Origin of the sequence: Pseudoxanthomonas sp. CCNWLW251, from assembly GCF_037402255.1 — a bacterium.
In the GTDB taxonomy this organism is placed as follows: domain Bacteria; phylum Pseudomonadota; class Gammaproteobacteria; order Xanthomonadales; family Xanthomonadaceae; genus Pseudoxanthomonas_A.
The window spans coordinates 230236-253126 of the sequence record NZ_JBBEGA010000005.1 but is presented as its reverse complement, the minus strand read 5'-3'; the positions used below and the strand labels follow the sequence as shown (position 1 = coordinate 253126).

Genomic DNA, 22891 nt, shown 5'->3' with positions numbered 1-22891 from the left:
CAGGACCTCAGTCCTGCGGCGTTGGTGTCGGCTCGGCCGGTTTGGCGGCTTCCGGACTGACCTTCTCGATGGTGTGGCGCAGTTCGCGGCCGAGGATGGCCTTGGCGTCGCGCGCCCAGGCGTCTAGGCGTTCGTCGAACAGCAGCTTGCTGTTCTCGTCGGGCCACACCAGTTTCAGTTCGCGCAGTTTCTGGATGAAGCCGCGGAACAGGGTCTTGTCGAAGAATTCCGGCGCGGCGGGCGCGTACAGCAGGCTCAGGCGCTGTGCGGCCTGCTGGCACAGGCTCTCCAGCTCGGCGGCGCCCAGCGTGCCGGGGCCGTTCTTCACCAGCACCGAGATGGCGATGTAGTAGCGCTCGAACGCCTGCTGCAGCGAGTGGCCGATCGCGCGCAGGCGGAACACTTCGTCGGTCTGGCCGGCGCTGCGTGCCAGGATGCCACCATCGTCGTCGTTGACCTGCTGCAGCAGGCCCTCGCGGATGAACACCTCGATGGTGCGTTCCATGCGTTCGGCGAACTCGTCCTCGCTCCATGGCAGGAACAGCTCTTCCTGCAGGAACGGATACAGCGTGCGGCCCAGGCGCAGCACGCCGGCACGGCTCATGCGGCGGTTGTTCTGGAAGCAGCAGGCGATCCACGACGAGGCCGTGAACAGGTGCAGCACGTTGTTGCGGTAGTAGCTCAGCAAGACGGCGGTGTCGTCGTCCACGCTCAGCACATCGCCGAGCGGATGCTTGATCCGCTGCAGCATGTTGATCTCCTCGGCATGGGAGATGATGCGGTCGGGCGAGTGCGGGGTGACGGTCACGCGGTCGGAATACGGCAGTTCCGCCAGCAGCGTCTTGGACAATTCGATCTGCGCGACCAGGTCGGCTTCGCCCATCGCGTGCTTGGGCGTGGACAGCAGCGCCAGCGCCAGCAGGTTGATCGGGTTCACGTCGGCGGCGCGGTTGATGTTGACCTGGATCTGCTGGGCCAGCGCATCCACGATCTCGGACAGCCACGCGGGTTTTTCCTCTTCGCCCACCGGCGTGCCGTCCCACTCGGGCGCGTACTTGGCCAGGGCGTCGTTCAACGGAATGGGTTCGCCGAAGTTCACCACCACCTGGCCGTAGTTCTGCCGCAGCACCTTGGGGATGCCCCACAGCACGGCCCAGATGGATTCCTTTTCCTTCGGCCGGCCACTCAGTTCGTCCAGGTAGCTGGTGCCTTCGAGCAGCTTTTCGTAACCGATGTAGACAGGCTGGAACAGCACCGGCTTGCGTGGCTGGCGCAGGAAGGCGCGCAGCGTCATCGAGATCATGCCGCCCTTCGGCGGCAGCAGCCGGCCGGTGCGCGAGCGTCCGCCTTCGATGAAGTACTCCAGCGAGTAGCCGCCGGACACCAGCTGCGCCACGTATTCGGTGAACACCGCCGAGTACAGCGGGTTGCCGCGGAAGCTGCGGCGCATGAAGAACGCGCCGCCCTTGCGCAGTAGCGTGCCCACCACCGGCAGGTTGAGGTTGATGCCCGCCGCGATGTGCGGCGGCACGATGCCGCGTTCGTACAGCAGGTACGACAGCAGCAGGTAGTCCATGTGGCTGCGGTGGCAGGGCACGTAGACGACTTCGTGGCCGGGCGCGGCTTCCTTGAACTTGTCCAGGTGGTGGACCAGCACGCCGTCGTAGATCTGGTTCCAGACGTGACTCAGGAGGAAGCTGGCCGAGCGGACCACCGGGTTGGAGTAATCGGCGGCGATTTCCCAGGCATATGCGTGCGCCTTCTTCCACGCGTCCTCGGGCTTGGACTTGTCGCGGCGTGCCTGCTCGACGATGGCTTCCTTCACCGGTTCGGCGGCCAGCACCTGGTCCACCAGCAGGCGGCGCGTGGACAGGTCGGGGCCGATGATGGCTTCGCGGATGCGGTGGAAGTGCGTGCGGAGCACGCGCGACAGCTTGCGCACGGTGCGTTCCGGTTCCAGGCCTTCATCGACCGTGCCGCGCAGCGAGACGGGCGGCGCGAACCGCACGATGGTGCCGCGGCCGTTGAGCAGGATCGCCAGCAGGCGGCGGAAGCGGCCGACGATGGCCCAGTTCTCGGAGAACAGCACCGAGAACCAGCCGCTCTGCTTGTCCGGCGCGCGGCCGACGAAGATCGACACCGGCACCAGTTGCACGTCCAGCCCGGGGTTGGCCCGATGCGCCTGCAACAGCTTGGCCAACGAACCGGAATGGGTCTTGGCGCTGACCTGGTCGGGGATCAACGTGCTGGCGTTGCGGCGCGACAGCGCCACGTAGGCGCGCTTGCGGCCGAGCGGGTTGCCGCCGACCGGCAGCGGCACCAAGGGCGAGGGCAGGCCGGCGTCGCGGCAGGCGCGATCGAGGATCAGCGCGTTCGACAGGCCGTAGTCTTCCAGCACGTAGCAGACCGGGCGTCCGTCCAGCAGGCCACCCGGCGATTCGGGTTCGATGTTCAGGGCCAGCCACGGATCGGCCACTCGACCGAGCAGGCGCGCCCACAACGGCCGCTTGGCCTGGCGATGGGCGGGCGGCGTCATCGGGACACCCGCCGTGACGGGCGCATCGGCGACCACCTGGGTGTCCGGGGTGTTTCCGGGCGCGGCGGGGTCCGTCGCACCCGGGGTCTTCTCCGGCGGCGTCGGTTTCGGGGCGTCCGGGAACGGCAGGGGATTCTGTTCAGGCATCCGGCGCATTATGGCGCACGCCCGTGACCGGCTGGGAAGCGGTTACAGGTTCAGGCAGGCGCCCTCTGTCCATCGGGACCGGCCGGGTGGCCCTGCGACGGCAGCAGGGTTCCCGGGTGCGCGGATGCCACTGCCTAGGGCGTCGGGCCGCCACTGCCCGGCGGCGAGCCCGGAGGGGTCTCGATTGCAGGTGGCGCGATCGGGGGCGCAGGCACTGCCTCCAGCACGCCCTCGGCATGGCGGAGGTAGTCGGTCAGGTACCACTGCCCGCCGCGCCGGGTCAGGCTGACCACGGTGTCGATCTCGCGTTCGGCCAACGGATAGTGGATCCGCACCGTGGCGGTGTCGCCCTTCTGTTCGACCAGGCCGGTGCGCAGGTCGGCGAAGGTCGCATCCAGGGGCAGCCCGTAGCGGGCGAAGCTGGCCTTGGTCTCGATGAAGAAGGGCCTCAGCCGCTGCAGGCTGGCCTGCATGCCGGCCTGGCTCAGGGCGTCTTCGCTGGTCAGGCCGCTGGTGCGGGCGGCGGGTGCGAGCCGGGCCAGCGTGGTCCGTGCCAGCGCCGGGTCGCCCAAGGGCGCCTGTTGCGCCCACTCGCCCAGCGCGGCGATGACCTGCGCGTAGTGGTCGCGTTCTTCCTGCGTGTAGTCGCCTTCGTTCTTCACGTACTGCACGCCGAACAGGCCCAGCGTGCGCGCGGCCTCCTTCAGGTCCCGGTCCTGCCGCCCGAACTGTCGGTCGAAGCTGCGTTGCAGCGTCTTTTCCGAATCCTTCGCGGCCAGCGCGGCCAGCATCGGCACCAGCTTGTCGTCCAGTGGCAGCTCGGTCAGCGGCCAGCGACTGTGGCCCTGTCGCCAGGCAGCGTCCAACCGTGCATGCACGTCAGCGGGAACGGCGTCGCGCGCGAAGGCCGCCAGGTCGTTGCGCTGCAGGTGGGTTGCCAACTGGCGCACGGCGGCGGCGGGTTCGCTGGCGGCGCCGGCGAGCTCTTCGGGTTCGCGTTTGCAGGCGGCCAGCAGGACAAGCGACAGCCCGAAGGCGGCCAGCGCGCGCAGCAGGGACGCGGACGGCGTGGACATGATGCGGTGACTCCCCAGTCTTCCCGCATCTTCACGTCAGTCGGGGGAGAGCGGCAAGCATGGCCGTCGCAACTTGCCTTGCAGGCAATAAAAAAGGAGGCCGGGTGTCTTGCGACGCCGCGGACCTCCTGAAGTCCGACCGAAGCCGGAGGACGAAGTGTTGTGGCACATCTCCGGCCGAAGGCCGGATGCGCACAGCCTACCTGCGCCCGAATGCTAAGGCAATACCTGAAATAACTCGATTTATCTTATTGATTTTATTGGAGCGCTAGGGCGATCTCGGCCTGAATGGCCTCGGCCGCCGAGCGCGGATCGCTCGCCTTGCTGATGGGCCGGCCCACCACGATCGCGTCCGCGCCCAGCGCGAACGCTTGGGCCACGCCGACGGTGCGCTTCTGGTCGTCGCCTGCCGGCCCCCCCGGCCGGATACCGGGACACACGATGGAGAAATCGGGACCGGTGGCGGCGCGGATCATGCCGGCCTCCTGGCCGGAGCAGATCACGCCATCGATGCCGGCACCCTGCGCCACAAGCGCGCGCTGTACGACGATCCCGGCCGGATCATTGCTGGCGATGCCCATGGCGCGCAGGTCGCCGCCGTCCATCGAGGTCAGCACGGTCACCGCGAGCAGCCGCAGATCGCCGCCCCGGGCCTCGGCGGCGGCTTCCATCATCCCGGCGTGCCAGCCATGGATGGTCGCGTAGGTCACCGGCCAGCGCGACAGGCCACGGATCACGCCGGCCACGGTGGCGGGGATGTCGAAGAACTTCAGGTCGACGAACACGCGCTTGTCGCGGCGAGCGAGCTCGTCCAGCACGGTGAAGTAGTCGCCGCTCGCCAGCAGCTCCATGCCGATCTTGTAGAACTGCACCGCATCGCCCAAGCGGTCCACCCAGGCCAGCGCGTCGGCGCCGGAGGGTGCGTCCAGCGCGAAGATCAGTCGCTCGCGCGCGGTCAGCGCGACCGGGCCACGCGGACTCACGGCGCGTAATCCAGCGCGTCGCGCTTGGCCTGCGTGCGTGCGGCGGGCGGCTGGTCCCAGGCGTTGTTGAACAGCGCCGGCTCCCACGAGCCGTAGGTCGGGTTGGGCAGCATCCACCAGCGCTCGCCGAACCAGTCGTCGTATTCGTCGAACAAAGCCTGGCGGCCGTCGCGGGTGTTGGCTTCCACCTGCACGAAGTCACCGATCTGGTCGCCGAACTGCATCAGCACGCGGTACTGCTGCCCGGCCAGGCGGCGCCGACAGTTCTTCTCGCTGCCGTTCTGCTCGCAGCCTTGCAGCACCGTGCCCAGGCCGAGGAACACGCTGTCGTCGGCCACGGGCAGGCCCGCTTCGCGCAGGTTGGCCAGCGTGGCCTCCTTCAGGTGCACGGCGCGGTTCGAGATATACAGGATGGTCACGCCCTTCTCGGCAGCGGCCTTGGCGAAATCCACCACGCCCGGCAGCGGCTTGGCCTTCTTCTCGGCCACCCACTGGTCCCAGCTGATCTCGTCGTATTCCTTGCCGTCCCGGATCAGGCGGGCCTGGTAGGGCGAGTTGTCCAATACCGTCTCGTCCACATCCATCACCACGGCCGGCTTCAGTCCGATGGCGGCGTTGCCGCGCTCGTCGGGCACCAGCGCATCCCAGTTCTTTTCCTTCAGTGCGGCATCCAGGTGGTCGGCAGCAGCGCGGAAGGTCTGGGTGGTGATGGCGCGGTACTCCACCGAGGTCTGCACCCACGCCACCGCGTTGAGGTTGTCGTGCGCGCCGGTGGGCTTCGCCGGTGTCGTGGCCGTGGGGGGTGCCGTGGCTTCGGCGGGCGCAGCTGCGGGTTCGGTGCGCTTGCACGCGGACAGGGTCAGCAACGAAGCCGCCAGGCCGGCGGCGAGCAGGGAAACGCGCATGGGCAATCCGGTCTTCTAGGTGCGTGGATTCTAGCGGACCTGTGTTGCAGTCGGTGTCCGGCGCCGTCCGGGACACGGGTTATCCTGCACGCCCTCGCATCCGACAACTGTTTCCCCATGGAAGACACCGCGCCCGTACTGAATGCCGCCGAGGCCCGTTTGCTGGGCTGCCTGATCGAGAAGGAAGCCACCACGCCGGAGACCTATCCGCTGACGGTCAACGCCGCGCAGGTCGCGGCCAACCAGAAGACCGCGCGCGATCCGGTCATGGCGCTGGACCATGGCGCGGTGAACCACGCGTTGCGTCAGCTGGAGCAGAAGGGGTTGGCGAAGCAGGTGTTCTCCTCGCGCGCCGAGCGCTACGAGCATCGAACGGCGGCCTTCTTCGGCATTCCGCAACAGCAGGCGGTGCTGCTGGGCTTGCTGATGCTGCGCGGCGCGCAGACCGTGCACGAACTGCTCGCGCGCAGTGAGCGGCTGTGCAAGTTCGCCGATGCCGATGACGTGCGCCATCACCTCGAACGCCTGATCCAGCGCGAGCCTGCGCTGGTCGTGCAGATCCCGCGCGGGCCCGGCCAGCGGGAAGATCGTTACATGCATCTGCTCAGTGGACCGGTGGACGTGGTGGCGATCGCGGCACGGCTGCCGTCGGCTTCGCTCGCTGGCGAACCCGCGAATGCAGAACTCGAAGCACGCGTCGCGGCCCTGGAGGGCGAGGTCGCCGCCTTGCGCGAACAATTGGCCGGCCTGCTTGCGACGCGCGAAAGCTGAGCGTCAGCCTTCTTCCGGTACCAGCGCCAGCAGATCGGTCACGCCCACATCCACGCCTGCCTGCGACAGCAGCGTGGTGACCTGCCCACGGTGATGGGTCTGGTGGTTGAACAGGTGCGTGAGCAGGCCTTCGGCGCTGCGCGTGAAGGCCGTTCCCTTCGTGTTGACATAGGTCAGGCGGGCTGACAACTGCGTCGGCGTGAGGGTGCCCACCCATCGCAGGATCATGGCGTCCAGCCAATCGCGCCGCTCGCGCAGCACGGAAAGCGTCTGGTACGGCATGGCATCCAGCGCCGTCGGCATCGGCGTGTCGTCCAGCGCCGCAAGCACTGCGGCAGCGCCGGGCGCAACAGCGAACCGCTTGAGCCAGATCGTGTCGGTGACGACCAGATGGTTGAGCGTACCGAGGATGGAGCCGAAGAAGGCGCCGCGATCCGCAACCAGCGTGTCATGCGGCAATGTCGCCGCCGCATCGTACAGGCGCCGGTTCATCCATTGGTTGTACGACGCCAGCAGTGTCAATCGCGCATCGCTCGCCATGCTCATGCTTCCCCCGTGGTTCTCACATTCCTGCTTTCGCATCGACCACATCATCTGGCGCGCGAGAAATGAGAGAGCAGGTTCATGTGAACATCTTCTAGCGATGATTGCAGGCACCGCCAACCCACGCTAACGTCGGCATCGCCGACAGGCCAGGAATGCCATCATGGAACGACGCCTTCTCCGGAGCTTCGCTACCAGCGCGCTGATCTCCGTTGCCACGACAGGATGCCACGCCACCATGTCCACGCCACCACCTTCCAGCACTCCCACGGAATTGCCGGAAGGCGGGTACAGCAATGTGGGGACGGAGTGGCCGCTGAAGTTCAGGGCACACAGGTTCAGCGTGTCGACGTACAGCACGTATGGCTGTCGCGTGGTGTATGGCGGCAGGGTGCGTGCCGATGATCCCGAGGCGAAGTTGCAGTCTTCATCCGAAGCGCTGGGGTCGCGGTATCCCGACAACATGACAGCAAGCATGGGACCCATCGGCAACTTTCCGCCGCCCGCCAAAGTTACGTGGCGATCGAGGGACGGGACCCCGCTTGAGGCGGAGATCGATATCGGCGAGATCTTCAAGGATGAGCTTATCCGCCACCATGTTGCACGGGAGGATGCGCTGGATCCGGCATCAAGCGGAACGCCCGGGATCATTCTCGAAGTCAACGACCGCACCATCAATGTGTACATGCGGGACATGATTGCGTTGAAGAAGCCCCGGTTCCCGGATCGCCCTCATAGTGATTTCCGCGATGATCTGATCAAGGTATTCAGTCGCACCTACTGAGCAAGGAGTGCTCGTCATGGGTTCAAGTCAGTCAGGCCGCCGCGATGGTGGCGTGGACGTGGAACTGGCAGGTGAAGTCGGCCGCGACAGCTATGATGCAGCGGAGAATGATGTTGGGCACATGCGCATTCCCGTGCTGCTGCACAGCGACCGACCACATGAGCGACTCTATGTTGCGGCGATGGATGGAACCGGGAACAGTCTGTTCGACGACAAGCAGGAGAGCTGGAGCGCCGTAGCGAAGATCCATCTTCAGGTGAGGGCGCTTGAGGACGAGGGGATCCGCAACATTGCGACAAGCTATGTCGAAGGCACTTACACCCAGAATGGGCTCCTGAAACTGCCGGAGAAGTGGTCGGACGGCCGCTTCGGCCATAGCTTCGACGAGCGGGTCGAGACAGCCTATCTGCAGCTCTGCCTGCAGGCCAAGAAATGGATCGAAGAAGATCCCCGGGCGCAGGTCCGGATCGCAGGTGTCGGGTTCAGTCGCGGGGCGGAGGAAATTGCCGCCCTGCAGCGCATGGTGCACGAGCGGGGGATCCGTGACCCGCTGGGTGCGCAGGTCGAGCGCGACGATGAGGAGCTCGTCACACGCATCCGGTACGCCGACCGTCCGCTGCTGGTCGAGCCCGGAAGGACGTTGCAGGCAGCCCTGCTGCTGGACCCCGTCGGTACGGGCGTGGACGAGCATGATCGGCGGCTGCCACCTTCGACCCTGTCCACACTGCAGATCACGGCACAACATGAGCGCCGCGATCTTTTCCCATCCAGCGAGCATGTGCCGTCGGGTTTCAGTGAAGACCATCGCAACTACAACGCATGGTTGGCGGGCAGCCATAGCGACATCGGCGACACGTATCAGCGCAACGGCCTCGGCACGCTGAGCTTCAATCTCGGCGTGGAGTTCCTCAACCGGCTGAGTGACCGGCCCTATCTGGAGAAACCACCCGCTCCCGAGGACGCAGCACAGTTCGTCATCCACCGATCCGACCAGCACATGGGGGGCCTGTACGGCACGCGCGGTTACGACCGGGACGGCGCGCGTGATCACGTGGACGATCTCGCGCCCGGGCATATATGCCGGCGCGGCGTGGTCGACGATTGCAATCGCAAGGAGCCGATCGACGAGGCGCTCGATGCGCGGGTCGAGCGCCGTACCGGGCCATCGTTGCGGGCGCCCGGGCAGGCCGGGGACGCTGATGTTGACCGCGCGGGGGATCGATCCGCCTGCCCCGGGCTGAATGAGATCGTGCAGCGGGCGTCCCGGGCAGGAGCAGCAAACGGCGGTGACCCGATGTCGGCGCTCGTCAGTGAATACCTTCGCGGCCCGTGGGCCCGTCAGTTCCAGGCGGATGTCGCGAGGGAACTGGCGGCGAGGGAGGAGCCGCCGCTGCACGTGGCGCCCCCACAGCCGCCACCCGCAGAACCCGCCCGCGAACCGCCCGCGCTGGTGCGTTGAGCGCGCCAGGCGCGGGTCAGCGTTTCTCTTCCATCAACCCCACCAGGTTGCCGTCCGGATCGCGCAGGAAGCCGGTCCAGAGTTCGTGGTCCGGCATGCGTGCGGCGAGTTGCGGTGGCCGCTCCTCCGTCGCGCCGCGCGCGACCAGCGCCGCCTGGGTGGAGACGATGTCCTGCACCGTGAAGTAGAGGATCGAGTTCGCGCCCACCGCACCGGCGCCCTGCGGCGTGGTCAGCATCAGCCGTACGCCGCCGGCATCGAGGAATGCCAGCTGTGCTGCGGGCTGGAACAGGAACGCCAGCCCCAGTGCATCGCGATAGAAGCCCAGCGCGGCCTCCACATCGCTGACGGTGATCGCGATCTGACGGATCTCGGACAGGTGCGGTGTCATCGGCAAGCCTTGTCAGTAAGTCGAGGGGAGGACATCACCCGGGGCGCCGGCTGCTGCGCAGCAGGAAGAGGCTGCCGATGAGCATGCCGACCAGGGCCGTTGCCAATCCCAGCCCGAGGCCCACGGCCACGTCGGCAACGGCCAGGCCGGGGCCTTCCACGCCATGGCGGGCATCCAGTCCGAGCCGCACGAGGACCGCGGCCGGCACTGCCATCGCGATGAGCAGCCACAGCGGCAGGAAACGTCCGGTGCCGAATGCGCGCAGCAGCATGGCCACCACGCCGACCGCCACCAGCCCTGGACCGTAGAGGGCGCGCGGCAAGCCGGCGAGTTCCGGCGCGAGTTGCCAGTAGGGGAAGCCCACGCCGACGAAGGCGATCAGGAATCCGACCCACCGCCAAATCCTGCTGTCGCGTGTCATGTCGCGCTCCGCCTGCCTGCGATGCCGCGCAGCGTAGCGCAAGCGCGGGCGGCGTGGGTCAGTCGAACATCGCCTGGATCGCCGCCAGGCCGGCGCTGGCACGTTCTTTCTTGCGTTCCGCGTCGGCGGCGGGATCGGCGCCATCGCGCTGGAGTTCGTCGGCCGGCAGTTCGTCGATGAAGCGGCTGGGCTGCAGGCGCAGACGTTCGCCGAAGCGGCGCGTCTCGCGATTGTGGCTCAGCCACAGCTGTTCCTTCGCGCGGGTGATGCCCACGTACATCAGGCGCCGCTCTTCCTGCAGGTTGCCTTCCTCCACGCTGGTCTCATGCGGCAGCGTGCCGTCCTCGCAACCGACGATGAAGACGTAGCGGAACTCCAGTCCCTTCGCCGCATGCAGGCTCATCAGCCGCACCTGGTTGCCGCCGTCGTCCTTGTCGTTGCGCGACAGCAGCGCGAGCTGGGCGGCGAGGTCGCCGGCCGAACTGCCACGCGGGCCCCCTTCGAACCAGTCCGCCAGTTCGTCCAGGTTGGCGCGGCGACGCTGGAACGAGGCTTCGTCCTTGCACTGGGCGCGCAGGTCGGCGAGCAGGCCGGAGCGTTCGCTCAACCGGCGCACCAGGTCGGCCGGTGGCAGCTCCTCGGCATGCCGGCGCAGGTCGCGGATGATATCGACGAAGGCACTGAGGCCGTTGGCTGCGCGCGGTGGCAGCGCCTTCAGCGCGCCCATCGACTCGGCCGCGCGCGACAGCGGCAGATGTGCGTGCTGCGCCATCTCGGCGAGTTTCGCCAGCGACGTGGCGCCGACTTCGCGCTTGGGCGACTGCACGGCACGCAGGAAGGCGGCGTCATCGTCCGGGTTCACCAGCAGGCGCAGCCACGACATCGCATCTTTCACTTCCTGCCGCTCCAGGAACGCGGTGCCGCCGGTCAGGTGGTAGGGAATGCGCAGCAGCTGCAACGCCTTCTCCAGCGCGCGCGACTGGTGGTTGCCGCGGAACAGGATGCAGAAGTCGCTCCACGCCGCGCTCTTGGACGCATGCACGAACGAGATCTCGGCGGCGACCTTCTCCGCCTCGTGCTCGTTGTCGCGGCATTCCCACACGCGGATGCGCTCGCCATCCGCCTGGTCGCTCCACAGCTTCTTGGGGTGCTCGTGCGGGTTGTTGGCGATCAGCGCGTTGGCGGCGCGCAGCACGCGGTTGCTGCAGCGGTAGTTCTGCTCCAGCTTGACGATCTGCAGTGCCGGGTAGTCCTTCGCCATCTGCAGCAGGTTGTCTGGGTTCGCGCCGCGCCACGCATAGATGCTCTGGTCGTCGTCGCCCACGCAGGTGAAGTCGCCGCGCTCGCCGGCGATGGCCTTGAGCAGGCGGTACTGCGCGTCGTTGGTGTCCTGGCATTCGTCCACCAGCAGGTAGCCGATGCGCTCCCGCCACGCGGCGACGATGTCGGGGTTGTTCTCGAGCACCTGCACCGGCAGCCGGATCAGGTCGTCGAAGTCCACCGCATTGAACGTGGTCAGCCGGTCCTGGTAGCGCTGGTACAGCAGTGCGGCTTCCTTCTCGCGGTTGGTGCGCGCTTCGGCAAGGGCCTCTTCGGGCGACAGGCCGGCGTTCTTCGCGCGGGAGATCAGGTTCTTCGCCGCTTCCACGTCGTCGGGCTTGGCGCCGTACATCAGGTCCTTGACCTGTGCGTTGGCGTCGTCCGCGTCGAAGATGGAGAAGCCGCGCTTCAGGCCCACCACCGCGTGTTCGATCTGCAGGAACTTCAGCCCCAGCGCATGGAACGTGCAGATGGTCAGCCCTTCGGCCGCGTCGCCCTTGATCCGCTTGGACACGCGCTCGCGCATTTCCTTGGCGGACTTGTTGGTGAAGGTGATCGCCGCGATCCGGCGCGCCGGGAAATGGTTGCCGGCGATCAGGTGCGCGATCTTCTCCACGATGACGCGCGTCTTGCCGCTGCCGGCGCCCGCGAGCACGAGCAGGGGGCCCTTGCTGTGAAGGACGGCGGCGCGTTGGGGGGGGTTGAGACCGTGCATGGGAGTACTTCTGCGTAGGCCATCAGTTTACAGACAACGGCGCCCTGCTTCTCCTAGCATGTCGACACTCCAGGCTTCCGGATGCAGGCGTATCGCCATGAATGCCCTCCGTTGCTGTGTGCTGGTCATGGTGGCCCTGTTGCCGATGCGGCCGGCGACGGCCCAGGAGCCGAAGCTCGATCAGGCGGTGTTGACCGAAGGCTTCCTGGCCGCGCACCCGGACCTGCGCTGGCGGTCGGAGGGCGCGCGCGCTTACGAACGGCAGGACTATGCCGGCGCGCTGGAACGGTTCAAGCGCGCGGCTTTCCATGCCGACAAGCCATCGCAGGCGATCATCGCGGACATGTACTGGCAGGGCACCGGCGTCGCGCAGGATCGCGCCATCGCCTACGCATGGATGGACATCGCGGCCGAGCGGCTCTATCCGGACTTCCTCGCCCAGCGCGAGGTCTACTGGGCGCGACTGGACGACGTGCAGCGCAAGGAGGCCATCGAGCGCGGGCAGGCGATCCTGGCCGAATACGGCGACGAGGCGGCCAAGCCGCGGCTGGAGAAGATCCTGCGGCGGGCCATGCGCAGCATGACCGGCAGCCGCGTCGGCTACGTGGGCAACCTCACCATCATTCCCCACACCGGGCCGCTGGCCGGCACCGGCATGACGGTGCGGGGCGACCAGTACTACGACCGCAAGTACTGGCAGCCCGAGCACTACTGGCGGCTGCAGGACGCGATCTGGAAGGCGCCCATGAGGGGCAAGGTCGACGTGGGCGAGGTGGAGCCGGTGAAGGCGCCCGAAGGCGGATAAGCGGGAAGCCCGCCCGTTTTACAATGGCGGCATGGCCAAGCTCTATTTCTACTATTCGGCGATGAACGCCGGGAAGACCACCACGCTGCTGCAGTCGGCGCACAACTACCGCGAGCGCGGCATGCGCGTGGCGATCCTGACCCCGCGACTGGATGACCGTGCGGGAGCCGGCGTGGTGGCATCGCGCATCGGTCTGCGTGCCGATGCGGTGGCGTTCGAGCGCGAGGATGACCTCGAACGCCTGATTCGCGATGACATCGCCGCGCACGGCAAGCTCGACTGCGTGCTGGTGGACGAAGCGCAGTTCCTCAGTCGCGCGCAGGTCTGGCAACTCAGCGAAGTGGTGGACGCGCTGCGCATCCCCGTGCTGTGTTACGGGCTGCGCACCGATTTCCGCGGCGAGTTGTTCGAAGGCAGCCAGTACCTGCTGGCCTGGGCGGACGAGATGAGCGAGATCAAGACCATCTGCCACACCGGCAAGAAGGCGATCATGACCGTGCGGGTCAACGAGCAGGGACTCGCCGTGCAGGATGGGCCGCAGGTGGAGATCGGCGGCAACGAACGCTATGTGTCGGTCAGCCGCGCGGAGTTCAAGAAGATCGCGCGCGGCGAGGGGCGCATCGATCCGCAGCAGCCCGGGTTGCCGCTGGAGTGAACGGCCTCAGCGGCAGGCGGCGCGCAGGTCGGCGACTTCGCGCGGAATGATGCCGCCGTCGGGCAGCGCGCTGCGCAGTTCTCCCGCGAGGGCATCCAGCTCACGACGCGCGCGCTCCTTCTCGCCCATGCCGCAACGCGCTTCGGCCAGATAGGCCCGTGCGAGCCAGCGCAGCTTGGGCGCTTCGCTGCCGCCGCCCTCGTGGCGCGTGAGTCCTTCCAGCGGGGCGATGGCGTCCTGCGGCCGCCCCAGCCGCGTCTGGTGGCGGGCCATGGACAGTTCGGCGAACCAGGTGCGCGGATGCTCCGGACCGAAGCCCACGCGGGTCAGGCGCACGGCGCGGTCGAAGCGTTCGCTGGCGCCCCGCAGGTCGCCCTTGGCCGCCAGCACTTCGCCGATCATGCGGTCCGTCTCGCCGATCAGCGCATGGCTGGCGCCGATGGTCGTCACCCGCATCTGCCGCGATTCTTCCAGTGCCGCGAGCGCTTCGTCGTGGCGGCCGGCGCTGTGCAGCACCATGCCGTAGTTGAACAGCCCACCGGGCAGGATCTGCAGGCTCTCGTTGCTGCGCCAGATGGCGACGGCCCGGGCGACATTGCGTACCGCCGTGTCGTTGTCGCCGCGCTCCCAGGCGATGATGCCCATCGAGTTCCAGCTCGATGCCGTGTCGCGATGCTGCGGGCCCAGCGACTCCAGCGTCATCGCGTGCAGGCGGCGGAGTTCCTCGTCGGCTTCGCGCAACCGGCCCAGGTCGACCTGCACGGCTGCGATATGGCGGCGCAGGGCCTGGGTGAGCGGATGGCGCGCGCCGTGGATGTCCTCGGACAGCTCGCGTGCGTGCTGGAACGAGGCCAGCGCCGCATCCGTATCGCCGCGGTTGCGGTACAGCAACGCCAGGCTGCGCTGGATCTCGATGGCCAGCGTATGACGTGCATGGCCGTGTGCCTGCAGGTGTGCCAGTGCGGCACGGTAGCCGCGCGCGCCGGCATCGGCGTTGCCCAGTTCGACATCCAGCTGGGCCAGGTCGCGCATGTTTTCCGCAACGCCCGCTTCGTCCTTCAGGCTGCGGCGGATCTCCAGCGAGCCGTCGAACATCTGGCGCGCCACCTGCTTCTCGCCTGCATCGGCACGGCAGCGTCCGTTCTGCGACCTGAACTCGGCTACCGGAAGCGGCAATCGGGAATCGAGCGAGGCCAGCCGCGCCTCCATCGGTGCCATCACCTGCACGCACTGGCGCGAACGCCCGAGCAGGCGCAGCACGCGCCCGTGCTGGGTCGCGGCCTGCAGGCGCAGGCTGTCAGGCGCATCGTTGGTCGTCGCGAGTACCCGCGCCTGCTTTTCCAGCAGCGCCAGCGATTCGTGGTAGTCGCCCAGGCCCAGCCGCAGGCGGGCGATCACGCCCAGCAACTCGGCCTGGGCGCGCGGCTGGTTGGCGAGTTCGCGAGCGCCGCGCCGTTCGCCGGCCGCCAGCAGTTCGCGCGCATCGAAGGTGTTGCCCTGCTGCGACGCGCTGGCGTTGTCGAACAGTCCGATCACGAAGTTCTGCATGGCCTGCGCACGCGCCGCCTCGCGCATCGCCTGGCGGCCCTGCCAGATGCTCACCGCCAGCGCGGTCAGCAGCACCGCGGCCGCCAGCCCGCCGAAGGCCAGTGTCCAGCGCTGCCGGATGAGGTACTTGTGCAGCCGGTAGCCCATGCTCTGGGGACGCGCCAGCACGGGGCGCCCCTCGATGTGCCGCCGCAGGTCCTGCGACATCGCTTCGACGGACGGATAGCGCTGCTCCGGTGCCTTCTGCAAGGCCTTCAGCGCGATGTTGTCCAGGTCGCCGGCCAGCCTGCGGGCATTGCGGCGGGCATCCGGACACCGGCTGCGGCTGCCATCGGTGGTACGCAGCGTCGCCACCGAGGGTTTCAGCGGTTCGACGGCGAGGATCGCCTGCTCCCATTCGGCATCGGTCTGCCGGCGCAGGCGGTAGGGCTTGGTGTCCGCGATCAGTTCGTACAGCACCACGCCCAGCGAGTACACGTCGGTCATGGTGGTGACGAGCTCGCCGCGCACCTGCTCCGGCGCCGCGTAGTGCAGGGTGAAGGCGCGCACCTCGGTGCGTGGATGCACGGGGGCGGGCTCCGGATCGTCGAGCAGCTTGGCGATGCCGAAGTCCAGCAGGCGCACCTCGCCATTGGGGGTGACGAGGATGTTGGAGGGCTTGAGGTCGCGGTGGACGATCAGGTTCGCGTGCGCGTGGCTGACGGCCGCGCAGATCTGCAGGAACAGGGTCAGCCGGGCGTCCAGGCCGATGTTGTTGGCCAGGCAGTAGTCGGTGATCGACACGCCTTCCACGTATTCCAGAGCCAGATACGGCTGGCCTTCGCCGCCGATGCCGGCGTCCAGCAGGCGCGCGATGTTGGGATGCTCCAGGCGCGCGAGGATTTCGCGTTCGCGGGTGAAGCGCAGGCGCAGGTTGGGATCGGCCAGGCCGGGGCGCAGCAGCTTCAGCGCGACGCGGCGCTGGTACAGGCCGTCCGCGCGCGAGGCCAGCCACACCATGCCCATGCCGCCTTCGCCCAGCATCGATTCCAGCTGGTAGGGCCCCACGCGCATCCCGGGCTTCAGCTGGCCCGGCTTGTCGACCAGGGGCTGGTCGATGAAGTCGTCGCCTTCTTCTTCCAGGGCGAGCAGCTTCTCCAGCTCGCGGGCGGCGTCGGGATCGTCGGCGCGCAGGATTTCCAGCTGTTGCGCGCGCGCGTCCGGGTCAAGCTCCAGCAGGACGTCCAGCAGCGGGGACAGGCGTTGCCAGCGTTCGGCGTCCATCGCAGGGGGCGCGCAGTACGGGTCTCAGCTGTCCTGCATGACCGACAGCAGGAACATGCGCGCCTTCTGCCAGTCGCGCCGGATGCTGCGTTCGGAGCGCTGCAGCAGCTCGGCGATCTCCAGCTCGGACAGGCCGGCGAAATAGCGCATCTCCACCACCTGCGCCAGGCGCTCGTCGGCGGAAGCCAGCTTCTCCAGCGCGTCGTTCAGCGCCAGCATGTCTTCGTCCAGGCGCAGGTTGCCTTCCACTTCCTCGGGAATGTCCGCCACGCGCTTGAGGTCGCCGCCGCGCTTGCGCGCCAGCCGGCTGCGGGCGTAGTCCACCACCACGCTGCGCATCGACGAGGCGGCGTAGGCGAAGAAGTGCGCGCGGTCCTCGAATTTGGCCGTACCGGTGGAGCCGAGCAGCTTCAGGTAGGACTCGTGCACCAGCGCGGTCGCATCCAGCGTGTAGCCGTGCTGGCCAGACAGCTGGCGGCGCGCCATGGTGTGCAGTTCCTGGTACAGCGTGGCCAGCACGCGGTCCAGCGCGGCGCGATCGCCGCTCCGGGCCGAGTCCAGCCACAAGGTGATGTCAGGTGCGTCGGCCATCCGTCTTCCCCACGAGCCAAGGGCGCGAATATAACGTCATTTCTCTCACAGGACGTGATCGTGGCAGGGGCCCGCCCGGGTCGTCAGCGCTGGCAGTACCCGCACCAGACCGTGGTCCGCTGGCCGATGGCGGCCTGCTTCATCGCCCGGCCGCAGCGCGGGCAGGGTTCGCCGCCCCGGCCGTACGCCGACAGTTCCTGCTCGAAATACCCCGGTGCACCGTCCGGATCGAGGAAATCCCGCAGCGTGGTCCCGCCGCGGGTGATGGCATAGGCGAGGATGTCCTTCACGGCCGCCGCCAGCGCCACGTAGCGCTCCCGCGACACCTTGCCGGCCGCGCGCAGCGGCGAGATGCCGGCGCGGAACAGGCTTTCCGCCGCGTAGATGTTGCCCACGCCCACCACCACGGCCTGGTCCATCAGGAAGGTCTTGACGGGCGCCCGTCGGCCGCGGCTGAGCGCGAACAGGTAGTCGCCGTCGAATGCGTCCGACAACGGCTCCGGCCCCAGCCCCTGCAGCAGCGGATGCACCTGGCCGACGGGCTGCCACAGCAGGCAGCCGAAGCGCCGGGGGTCGGTGAAGCGCAGCACGCGGCCGGACCTGCCACGTTCGCCGTCCAGCGCGATGTCCACGTGGTCGTGCGCGCCGACCGGGGTGGTGGCCGGCAGCACGCGCAGGCTGCCGGACATGCCCAGGTGCAGCACCGCGCTGCCTGCGGCGGTGTCCATCAGCAGGTACTTCGCACGGCGCCGCACGGCATCGATGCGCTGGCCGGGCAGTTCGCGCGCCACTTCCGGGGGAATCGGCCAGCGCAGGTCGGGCCTGCGCAACGTCACCGCCTGGATGCGGCGGCCCTCCACGTGGGGCGCCAGGCCACGGCGGGTGGTTTCGACTTCGGGCAGCTCAGGCATGGGCGGGCATCGCGCTGTAGAAGCCGCCTTCGTGACGCACCTGGATCGGTCCGCCGAAGGTCCGGCTCAGTTGCGCGTCCGTCAGCGTCGTGGCGCGGTCGCCGTCGGCATGGACGGTGCCGTTGCGAAGCAGCAGCACGCGGTCGATTTCCGGAATGATCTCCTCGATGTGGTGGGTCACCAGCACCAGGGTGATGCCGCGCTGTGCCAGGCTGCGCATCAGGTCCAGGAAGTGCTGCCGTGCGACCAGGTCCAGGCCGGCGGTGGGTTCGTCCAGCAGCAGCGCGTCCGGCTCGTGCACCAGCGCCCGCGCGATCAGCACGCGACGCATCTCGCCCGTCGACAGTTCCGCCACCTGGCGGTCGGCCAGCGGGATCGCGCGCACCTGCTCCAGTGCGTGCCGTGCACGGGCGCGCATGCCGGGATCCACCTGCCGGTGCGGGGGGACTGCGAAGCTGGAGAAGAAACCCGTCACCACGGCGTCCTCCACGCGCAGGTACGGCATCTGCTGCAGGTCGCGGGTCAGGTCGCTGGTGACCAGGCCCAGGCGGTTGCGCAGTTCGTTCACGTTCCAGCGGCGCAGGCCGAACACCTTCACCGGCGCGTCGCCCTCGCGTGCCAGGGGATACAACTCGCGATTGATCAGCTTGATGAACGTCGATTTGCCACAGCCGTTCGGACCGAGGAGGGCCGTGTGCTGGCCCAGCGGGATGCTCAGCGACAGGTCGTGCAGGACGCGCGTGGCGCCGCGTACCACCGTGGCGCGATCGAGTTCGAACAGGGGCGCGGCGAACGTGGCCGCAGAGGTGGACGCTGGCAGGTTCATCATGGAGCGGGGGTCGAATGCCGGTGCAGCGTACCCCAATATCCGCGACCGACGAGGGCCGCCCGATGGCGGGGCTGACCGCGTGCGCGCCCACACGGCCGGTCGCCCTACAATGCCGCCATGCGCCTGTTCCTTTCCGCACTCCTGCTCACCGTCGTGCCCCTGCCCCTGCTGGCCCAGGTCACCGCCACCGGCGATTACCTCGCACGCATGGACACCGACCTCGACGGGCGCGTCAGCCTGGCCGAATACCAGGCCTGGATGAGCTACGCCTTCGACGGCATGGACCGCAACCGCGACGGTGTGCTGTCCGTGGAGGAACTGCCGGGCGGGCGCGGCAAGCCGATCACCCGCGCGGCGCATCTGGCGCAGCTTGCCGACCGCTTCAGGCGGCAGGATGCGGACGGCAACGGCTTCCTGAGCGAGAAGGAACTCGCTGCGCCGCCGCGCTGATCCGCCTCACGTATGGACCAGGCGTCCGCCTGCGAACGCCCAGTTCTCCCATGTGGTTTCCTTGAAGCAGACCATCACGTTCTCCGGATTCCTGCCGGCAGCGGCCAGGCGCTGCATCAGATCCGCGAGCAGCGCTTTCTTCACTTTCACGCTGCGTCCCGCCGACCACAGGATTTCGATCAGCACGAAGTCCTCGTCGCGTGCACCGGAGACATCCGGATAGGTCGGGTCGTAGCGGAAATCCTCCGCCGACAGTTCCAGCACGCGCTGGAAACGATCAGTAGTGGGCACGCCCGAGGCCACCAGCGCGGCATGCACGGCGTCCAGCACGGATGACTTGAATGCGTCGTCCTTGGGCTTGCGGATGGTCAGGGTGATCAGTGGCATGGCGCCTGCCCTCGTGGCGGGAGGGCCAGCTTACATCCGTGAAAGCACCCAAAAGAAAACGCCGGCCACGAAGGCCGGCGTCCGGGTTGCCGGCCCTGGAGGGGCCGGCGGGGGAGGAGCGTTTACTTCGTGATGTCGACGTGGTTGGTCTCACGCAGGAACAGCGTGCCGATGATCAGCGTCATCACCGCGATGCCGATCGGATACCACAGGCCGTAGTACAGGTTGCCCGTACCCGCGACCAGGGCGAACGAGATCGCCGGCAGGAAGCCACCGAACCAGCCATTGCCGATGTGGTACGGCAGCGACATGGAGGTGTAGCGGATGCGCGTGGGGAACAGCTCCACCAGGTACGCGGCGATCGGGCCGTAGACCATGGTCACGTAGATCACCAGCACCCACAGCAGGAACAGCGTCATCGGGATGTTGATGCGCGCGGTGTCCGCCTTCTCCGGATAGCCGGCGCTGGTCAGCGCGCCCTTCAGCGCGGCGCCGAACTCGCCCGACTTCGCCTTCAGGTCATCCTTCGACAGGCCCGCCGCCTCGAACGACGCCACAGCGGCGCCACCGACCTGGACCTTGGCCACTTCGCCCGCCGGACCCGGCTGGATTTCATGCGGCACGCCGGCCTTGGTCAGCGCAGCCGTGGCCACGTCGCACGAGCTGGTGAACTTGCGGATGCCGACCGGATCGAACTGGAAGCTGCAGGTGGCCGGGTCGGCGACGACAACGGCCGGCGACGACGTGCGGGCTTCCTCGATGGCCGGGTTGGCGTAGTGGGTGATGCCCTTGAAGATCGGGAAGTAGGTCAGCGCGGCCAGCAGGCAGCCCGCCATGATGATCTTCTTGCGACCGATCCTGTCCGACAGCCAGCCGAAGAACAGGAAGAACGGCGTGGCCAGCAGCAGCGCACCGGCGATCAGCAGGTACGACACCGTCGGGTCCACCTTGATCATGCTCTGCAGGAAGAACAGCGCGTAGAACTGGCCGCCGTACCACACCACGGCCTGGCCGGCGGTGGCGCCGAACAGCACCAGCAGCATCAGCTTCAGGTTGCCGCCCTGCAGGCTGTCGCGGAACGGCTTCTTCGAGCCCTTGCCTTCGGCCTTCATCTGCTGGAACAGGGGCGACTCGGCCAGCTGCAGGCGGATCCACACGGACACACCCAGCAGCACGATCGAGCCCAGGAACGGAATGCGCCAGCCCCAGTCCTCGAACGCCTCGGTGCCCAAGGTCAGGCGGCAGGCCAGGATCACGGCCAGCGACAGGAACAGGCCCAGCGTGGCGGTGGTCTGGATGAACGCGGTGTACAAGCCACGCTTGCCGGCCGGTGCATGCTCGGCCACGTAGGTGGCTGCGCCACCGTACTCGCCACCCATCGCCAGGCCCTGCGCCAGGCGCAGGATGATCAGGATCACCGGCGCGGCGAAACCGATCGTCGCGTAGTTGGGCAGCACGCCGACCAGGAAGGTCGAGATGCCCATGATCAGGATGGTGACCAGGAAGGTGTACTTGCGGCCGATGCGGTCGCCGAGGCTGCCGAAGAAGGCAGCGCCGAACGGACGCACGAAGAAGCCTGCCGCGAACGCCAGCAGCGCGAAGATCATGCCGGTGGTTTCGTTGACGCCACTGAAGAACTGCTTGGCGATGATGACCGCCAGCGAGCCGTAGAGATAGAAGTCGTACCACTCGAACACGGTGCCGAGGCTGGAGGCGAAGATGACCTTCTTGTGGCCCTTCGTCAGCTCGCCCGACGCCGAATGCTGCACAGTCGTGGAACTCATGTGGTTTCCCCTCAGAAAGTGTATTTGACGGTGGTGTGCAGACGCTTCAGGTCGCCCTCGCGGTCATCCTCGAGCGAACGCTGTCCGTAGATCAGCTCGGCGCCCAGGTCCAGCTTCGGGAACGGCGAATAGATGATGTTGGCGTGCATTGACTGGGTGCGCTCGGTGACGCCGAACCCGGTGAGCGCGGCGTCGTTGTCGAAGTGCGAGGCGGAATACATCAGGTTGGTGCGGATCTTCGGGCTGAACACGTGGCGCCATGCCACGAAGCCGCCGTAGCCATCCAGCGCGCTGATGTCGCCATCGGCCTCGGTGACCACGTCGCTGCCCACGCCGAACGCCAGGTAGCGGCCGATGCCCTGGCCGGCATTCACCGCATAGCGGATGTCGTCGCTCTTGCCCAGGTTGAACTTGCCCGACACGCTCACCGAACCGCCGGTGTCGGTTTCGTCCGCGACCTTGAACTGGCGCACCATGCCGGCGACGGTGAAGTGGCCCCAGTCGCCCTTGGTCAGCCAGCGCGCGGTGACGTCCGGCGCGGCGTTGTCTCCGCTGTTGAAGCGGGCGCCGGTGAGGTACGGGGTGACGGTGGTCTGCGGGTTCTCGATCGAGAACGACCACGGACCCTTGGTGTAGCGCAGCTGGGCCTGGCGCACGAAGATCGTGCCGTCGGTCGGGCCCACGAAGTCCACCGCATCCGGCAGCGCCGCCGCGTCCATGAAGTTGGACCAGGTCTGGCCGGCCAGCCAGTTGTTCCAGCTGACATACGCATGACGCAGGGTGACGGCGTAGGTATTGGTGGCGGTCTCGTTGCCGGCCAGCGCGTTGCTGCCGCCGCCGAAGAAGTCCATCTCGACGAAGCCCTTGAGCTTGTCGCCGCCCTCGGTCACATGGTCCGCACTCAGCCAGAAGCGCGAGAACTGCGCATGGAAGTCGGCATAGGCATCGCCGCCGTCGGCGGTCGGGCCACCGACCGGAATGGTGCTGGGCACGTAGAACAGGCGGCCCGACGAACCATCGGCGATGCGGCCGTCGCTGGTGTCGGTGGCCATCGCGTCCATCTTGATGAAGCCGCCATAAGAGAACGTGCTCCCCGGGTTGGCTGCGGTCAGGATGGTGGTGTTCTGGATCGGCTGCTTGCCGGCGGGCACGGCGGCCGGTGCCGTGGCCTGCTTGGCCTGCACCTGCGTCACCTGCTCCTGCGTGGTGGTGATCTGGGTCTGTTGCTGCTGCTGCGCGGACAGCAACAGCTGGACCTGCCGCTCGAGGTCGGCCACGCGGGCCTCCAGCGCTTTTTCCTTGGCGGTCTGTGCGAACGCCATCCCCGGCGCAATGAGGGCGACGAAAAGCGCAGCGGCCAGTGGCCGTCGCGCCATGAGTGCGGAACGTTGGGTCATAACCCCTCCCGAAAGGTTGATGGCCGCGTTGCGCGGCTGACGGAGACTTGCGCCTGCGCGCCGGCAGCGCCTATTCGCCATTAGTCGTAATCGCACCACCGGGCAGGCAAACCCTTGCCACAGAAGGGGTGCGGCGATCGGTCGCAGGGAGCGCATGGCCGCTTTACGACCATTGTCTAAGCCGGATGCTGCGATGCCGCACGACCGTATGCGTCAAACT

21 protein-coding genes are annotated in these 22891 nt (G+C 67.7%); 6 read left to right on the top strand and 15 right to left on the bottom strand.

Annotation, left to right across the window (positions count from 1 at the left end; all coding sequences use genetic code 11):
• Nucleotides 1–7: 7 nt before the first annotated feature.
• The 4 genes from plsB to WBN46_RS17720 form a co-directional block, all read right to left on the bottom strand.
• Nucleotides 8–2692 (bottom strand): glycerol-3-phosphate 1-O-acyltransferase PlsB, encoded by a 2685-nt coding sequence (plsB, locus tag WBN46_RS17735; RefSeq protein WP_337732725.1) that lies wholly within the window; start codon nucleotides 2690–2692, stop codon nucleotides 8–10.
• A 125-nt stretch (nucleotides 2693–2817) separates the two neighbouring features.
• Nucleotides 2818–3759: a hypothetical protein gene (locus WBN46_RS17730; protein WP_337732724.1), complete on the bottom strand. Its 942-nt coding sequence runs from the start codon at nucleotides 3757–3759 to the stop codon at nucleotides 2818–2820.
• 257 nt (nucleotides 3760–4016) lie between these two features.
• On the bottom strand, nucleotides 4017–4742 hold the full coding sequence (gene pyrF, locus WBN46_RS17725; RefSeq protein WP_337732723.1) for an orotidine-5'-phosphate decarboxylase: 726 nt from the start codon (nucleotides 4740–4742) through the stop codon (nucleotides 4017–4019).
• On the bottom strand, nucleotides 4739–5647 hold the full coding sequence (locus tag WBN46_RS17720; RefSeq protein WP_337732722.1) for a 5'-nucleotidase, lipoprotein e(P4) family: 909 nt from the start codon (nucleotides 5645–5647) through the stop codon (nucleotides 4739–4741). Before WBN46_RS17720 ends, pyrF begins: the two co-directional genes overlap by 4 nt.
• A gap of 117 nt (nucleotides 5648–5764) precedes the next feature.
• Between WBN46_RS17720 and WBN46_RS17715 the strand changes: the two genes are divergently transcribed.
• Nucleotides 5765–6418: a DUF480 domain-containing protein gene (locus WBN46_RS17715; protein ID WP_337732721.1), complete on the top strand. Its 654-nt coding sequence runs from the start codon at nucleotides 5765–5767 to the stop codon at nucleotides 6416–6418.
• Nucleotides 6419–6421: 3 nt separating this feature from the next.
• Here the strand turns inward: WBN46_RS17715 and WBN46_RS17710 are convergent, their stop codons facing one another.
• Complete coding sequence (locus tag WBN46_RS17710) at nucleotides 6422–6964, bottom strand: DinB family protein (protein WP_337732720.1); 543 nt, start codon at nucleotides 6962–6964, stop codon at nucleotides 6422–6424.
• Between the two features lie 160 nt (nucleotides 6965–7124).
• Between WBN46_RS17710 and WBN46_RS17705 the strand changes: the two genes are divergently transcribed.
• Entirely contained in the window at nucleotides 7125–7745 is a 621-nt protein-coding gene (locus WBN46_RS17705; RefSeq protein WP_337732719.1) for a hypothetical protein, read from the top strand.
• Nucleotides 7746–7797: 52 nt separating this feature from the next.
• Nucleotides 7798–9204 carry a DUF2235 domain-containing protein gene (locus tag WBN46_RS17700; RefSeq protein WP_337732718.1) on the top strand — a complete coding sequence of 469 codons (1407 nt, stop codon included), beginning with the start codon at nucleotides 7798–7800 and terminating at the stop codon, nucleotides 9202–9204.
• Nucleotides 9205–9220: 16 nt separating this feature from the next.
• Here the strand turns inward: WBN46_RS17700 and WBN46_RS17695 are convergent, their stop codons facing one another.
• From WBN46_RS17695 to WBN46_RS17685, 3 genes are read right to left on the bottom strand one after another with little or no spacing between them, the layout of a single operon-like run.
• Nucleotides 9221–9595 (bottom strand): VOC family protein, encoded by a 375-nt coding sequence (locus WBN46_RS17695; RefSeq protein WP_192203256.1) that lies wholly within the window; start codon nucleotides 9593–9595, stop codon nucleotides 9221–9223.
• Between the two features lie 34 nt (nucleotides 9596–9629).
• On the bottom strand, nucleotides 9630–10016 hold the full coding sequence (locus tag WBN46_RS17690; RefSeq protein ID WP_192203255.1) for a hypothetical protein: 387 nt from the start codon (nucleotides 10014–10016) through the stop codon (nucleotides 9630–9632).
• 58 nt (nucleotides 10017–10074) lie between these two features.
• Nucleotides 10075–12051 carry a UvrD-helicase domain-containing protein gene (locus tag WBN46_RS17685; protein ID WP_337732717.1) on the bottom strand — a complete coding sequence of 659 codons (1977 nt, stop codon included), beginning with the start codon at nucleotides 12049–12051 and terminating at the stop codon, nucleotides 10075–10077.
• Nucleotides 12052–12148: 97 nt separating this feature from the next.
• Here WBN46_RS17685 and WBN46_RS17680 point away from each other — a divergent pair, with 97 nt between their 5' ends.
• A complete protein-coding gene (locus WBN46_RS17680) occupies nucleotides 12149–12856 on the top strand; it encodes a hypothetical protein (RefSeq protein ID WP_337732716.1) in 708 nt (235 codons plus the stop codon).
• 31 nt (nucleotides 12857–12887) lie between these two features.
• Nucleotides 12888–13511 (top strand): thymidine kinase, encoded by a 624-nt coding sequence (locus WBN46_RS17675; protein WP_337732715.1) that lies wholly within the window; start codon nucleotides 12888–12890, stop codon nucleotides 13509–13511.
• Nucleotides 13512–13517: 6 nt separating this feature from the next.
• Here the strand turns inward: WBN46_RS17675 and WBN46_RS17670 are convergent, their stop codons facing one another.
• From WBN46_RS17670 to WBN46_RS17655, 4 genes are all read right to left on the bottom strand, one after another.
• Entirely contained in the window at nucleotides 13518–16322 is a 2805-nt protein-coding gene (locus WBN46_RS17670; protein ID WP_337732714.1) for a serine/threonine-protein kinase, read from the bottom strand.
• Between the two features lie 24 nt (nucleotides 16323–16346).
• Nucleotides 16347–16913, bottom strand: coding sequence for an ECF-type sigma factor (locus WBN46_RS17665; RefSeq protein ID WP_142122751.1), 567 nt, complete (start codon nucleotides 16911–16913; stop codon nucleotides 16347–16349).
• 83 nt (nucleotides 16914–16996) lie between these two features.
• Nucleotides 16997–17824 (bottom strand): bifunctional DNA-formamidopyrimidine glycosylase/DNA-(apurinic or apyrimidinic site) lyase, encoded by an 828-nt coding sequence (gene mutM / locus WBN46_RS17660; RefSeq protein ID WP_337732713.1) that lies wholly within the window; start codon nucleotides 17822–17824, stop codon nucleotides 16997–16999.
• The gene (locus WBN46_RS17655; protein WP_337732772.1) at nucleotides 17817–18650 is read right to left on the bottom strand and encodes an ATP-binding cassette domain-containing protein; all 834 of its coding nucleotides are present in this window, start codon (nucleotides 18648–18650) and stop codon (nucleotides 17817–17819) included. The genes mutM and WBN46_RS17655 overlap by 8 nt, the downstream gene beginning before the upstream one ends.
• 120 nt (nucleotides 18651–18770) lie before the next feature.
• Here WBN46_RS17655 and WBN46_RS17650 point away from each other — a divergent pair, with 120 nt between their 5' ends.
• A complete protein-coding gene (locus WBN46_RS17650; protein WP_337732712.1) occupies nucleotides 18771–19103 on the top strand; it encodes a calcium-dependent protein kinase 21 in 333 nt (110 codons plus the stop codon).
• Between the two features lie 6 nt (nucleotides 19104–19109).
• Here WBN46_RS17650 and WBN46_RS17645 read toward each other — a convergent pair whose 3' ends face one another.
• The 3 genes from WBN46_RS17645 to WBN46_RS17635 all read right to left on the bottom strand — a co-directional run bounded on the left by WBN46_RS17645 (nucleotide 19110) and on the right by WBN46_RS17635 (nucleotide 22671).
• Nucleotides 19110–19490, bottom strand: coding sequence for a tautomerase family protein (locus tag WBN46_RS17645; protein ID WP_337732711.1), 381 nt, complete (start codon nucleotides 19488–19490; stop codon nucleotides 19110–19112).
• A 122-nt stretch (nucleotides 19491–19612) separates the two neighbouring features.
• The gene (locus tag WBN46_RS17640; protein WP_337732710.1) at nucleotides 19613–21274 is read right to left on the bottom strand and encodes an MFS transporter; all 1662 of its coding nucleotides are present in this window, start codon (nucleotides 21272–21274) and stop codon (nucleotides 19613–19615) included.
• An 11-nt stretch (nucleotides 21275–21285) separates the two neighbouring features.
• Complete coding sequence (locus tag WBN46_RS17635; protein WP_337732709.1) at nucleotides 21286–22671, bottom strand: DcaP family trimeric outer membrane transporter; 1386 nt, start codon at nucleotides 22669–22671, stop codon at nucleotides 21286–21288.
• Nucleotides 22672–22891 lie beyond the last annotated feature (220 nt).

Coding starts and splice junctions, on each gene's coding strand:
- WBN46_RS17720 (WP_337732722.1), bottom strand. CDS start 5,647: ATGCGCGTTTCCCTGCTCGCCGCCGGCCTGGCGGCTTCGTTGCTGACC.
- WBN46_RS17670 (WP_337732714.1), bottom strand. CDS start 16,322: ATGGACGCCGAACGCTGGCAACGCCTGTCCCCGCTGCTGGACGTCCTG.
- WBN46_RS17715 (WP_337732721.1), top strand. CDS start 5,765: ATGGAAGACACCGCGCCCGTACTGAATGCCGCCGAGGCCCGTTTGCTG.
- WBN46_RS17685 (WP_337732717.1), bottom strand. CDS start 12,051: ATGCACGGTCTCAACCCCCCCCAACGCGCCGCCGTCCTTCACAGCAAG.
- plsB (WP_337732725.1), bottom strand. CDS start 2,692: ATGCGCCGGATGCCTGAACAGAATCCCCTGCCGTTCCCGGACGCCCCG.
- WBN46_RS17635 (WP_337732709.1), bottom strand. CDS start 22,671: ATGACCCAACGTTCCGCACTCATGGCGCGACGGCCACTGGCCGCTGCG.
- WBN46_RS17705 (WP_337732719.1), top strand. CDS start 7,125: ATGGAACGACGCCTTCTCCGGAGCTTCGCTACCAGCGCGCTGATCTCC.
- WBN46_RS17650 (WP_337732712.1), top strand. CDS start 18,771: ATGCGCCTGTTCCTTTCCGCACTCCTGCTCACCGTCGTGCCCCTGCCC.
- WBN46_RS17695 (WP_192203256.1), bottom strand. CDS start 9,595: ATGACACCGCACCTGTCCGAGATCCGTCAGATCGCGATCACCGTCAGC.
- WBN46_RS17690 (WP_192203255.1), bottom strand. CDS start 10,016: ATGACACGCGACAGCAGGATTTGGCGGTGGGTCGGATTCCTGATCGCC.
- WBN46_RS17640 (WP_337732710.1), bottom strand. CDS start 21,274: ATGAGTTCCACGACTGTGCAGCATTCGGCGTCGGGCGAGCTGACGAAG.
- WBN46_RS17655 (WP_337732772.1), bottom strand. CDS start 18,650: ATGAACCTGCCAGCGTCCACCTCTGCGGCCACGTTCGCCGCGCCCCTG.
- WBN46_RS17710 (WP_337732720.1), bottom strand. CDS start 6,964: ATGAGCATGGCGAGCGATGCGCGATTGACACTGCTGGCGTCGTACAAC.
- WBN46_RS17675 (WP_337732715.1), top strand. CDS start 12,888: ATGGCCAAGCTCTATTTCTACTATTCGGCGATGAACGCCGGGAAGACC.
- WBN46_RS17665 (WP_142122751.1), bottom strand. CDS start 16,913: ATGGCCGACGCACCTGACATCACCTTGTGGCTGGACTCGGCCCGGAGC.
- WBN46_RS17680 (WP_337732716.1), top strand. CDS start 12,149: ATGAATGCCCTCCGTTGCTGTGTGCTGGTCATGGTGGCCCTGTTGCCG.
- WBN46_RS17730 (WP_337732724.1), bottom strand. CDS start 3,759: ATGTCCACGCCGTCCGCGTCCCTGCTGCGCGCGCTGGCCGCCTTCGGG.
- mutM (WP_337732713.1), bottom strand. CDS start 17,824: ATGCCTGAGCTGCCCGAAGTCGAAACCACCCGCCGTGGCCTGGCGCCC.
- WBN46_RS17645 (WP_337732711.1), bottom strand. CDS start 19,490: ATGCCACTGATCACCCTGACCATCCGCAAGCCCAAGGACGACGCATTC.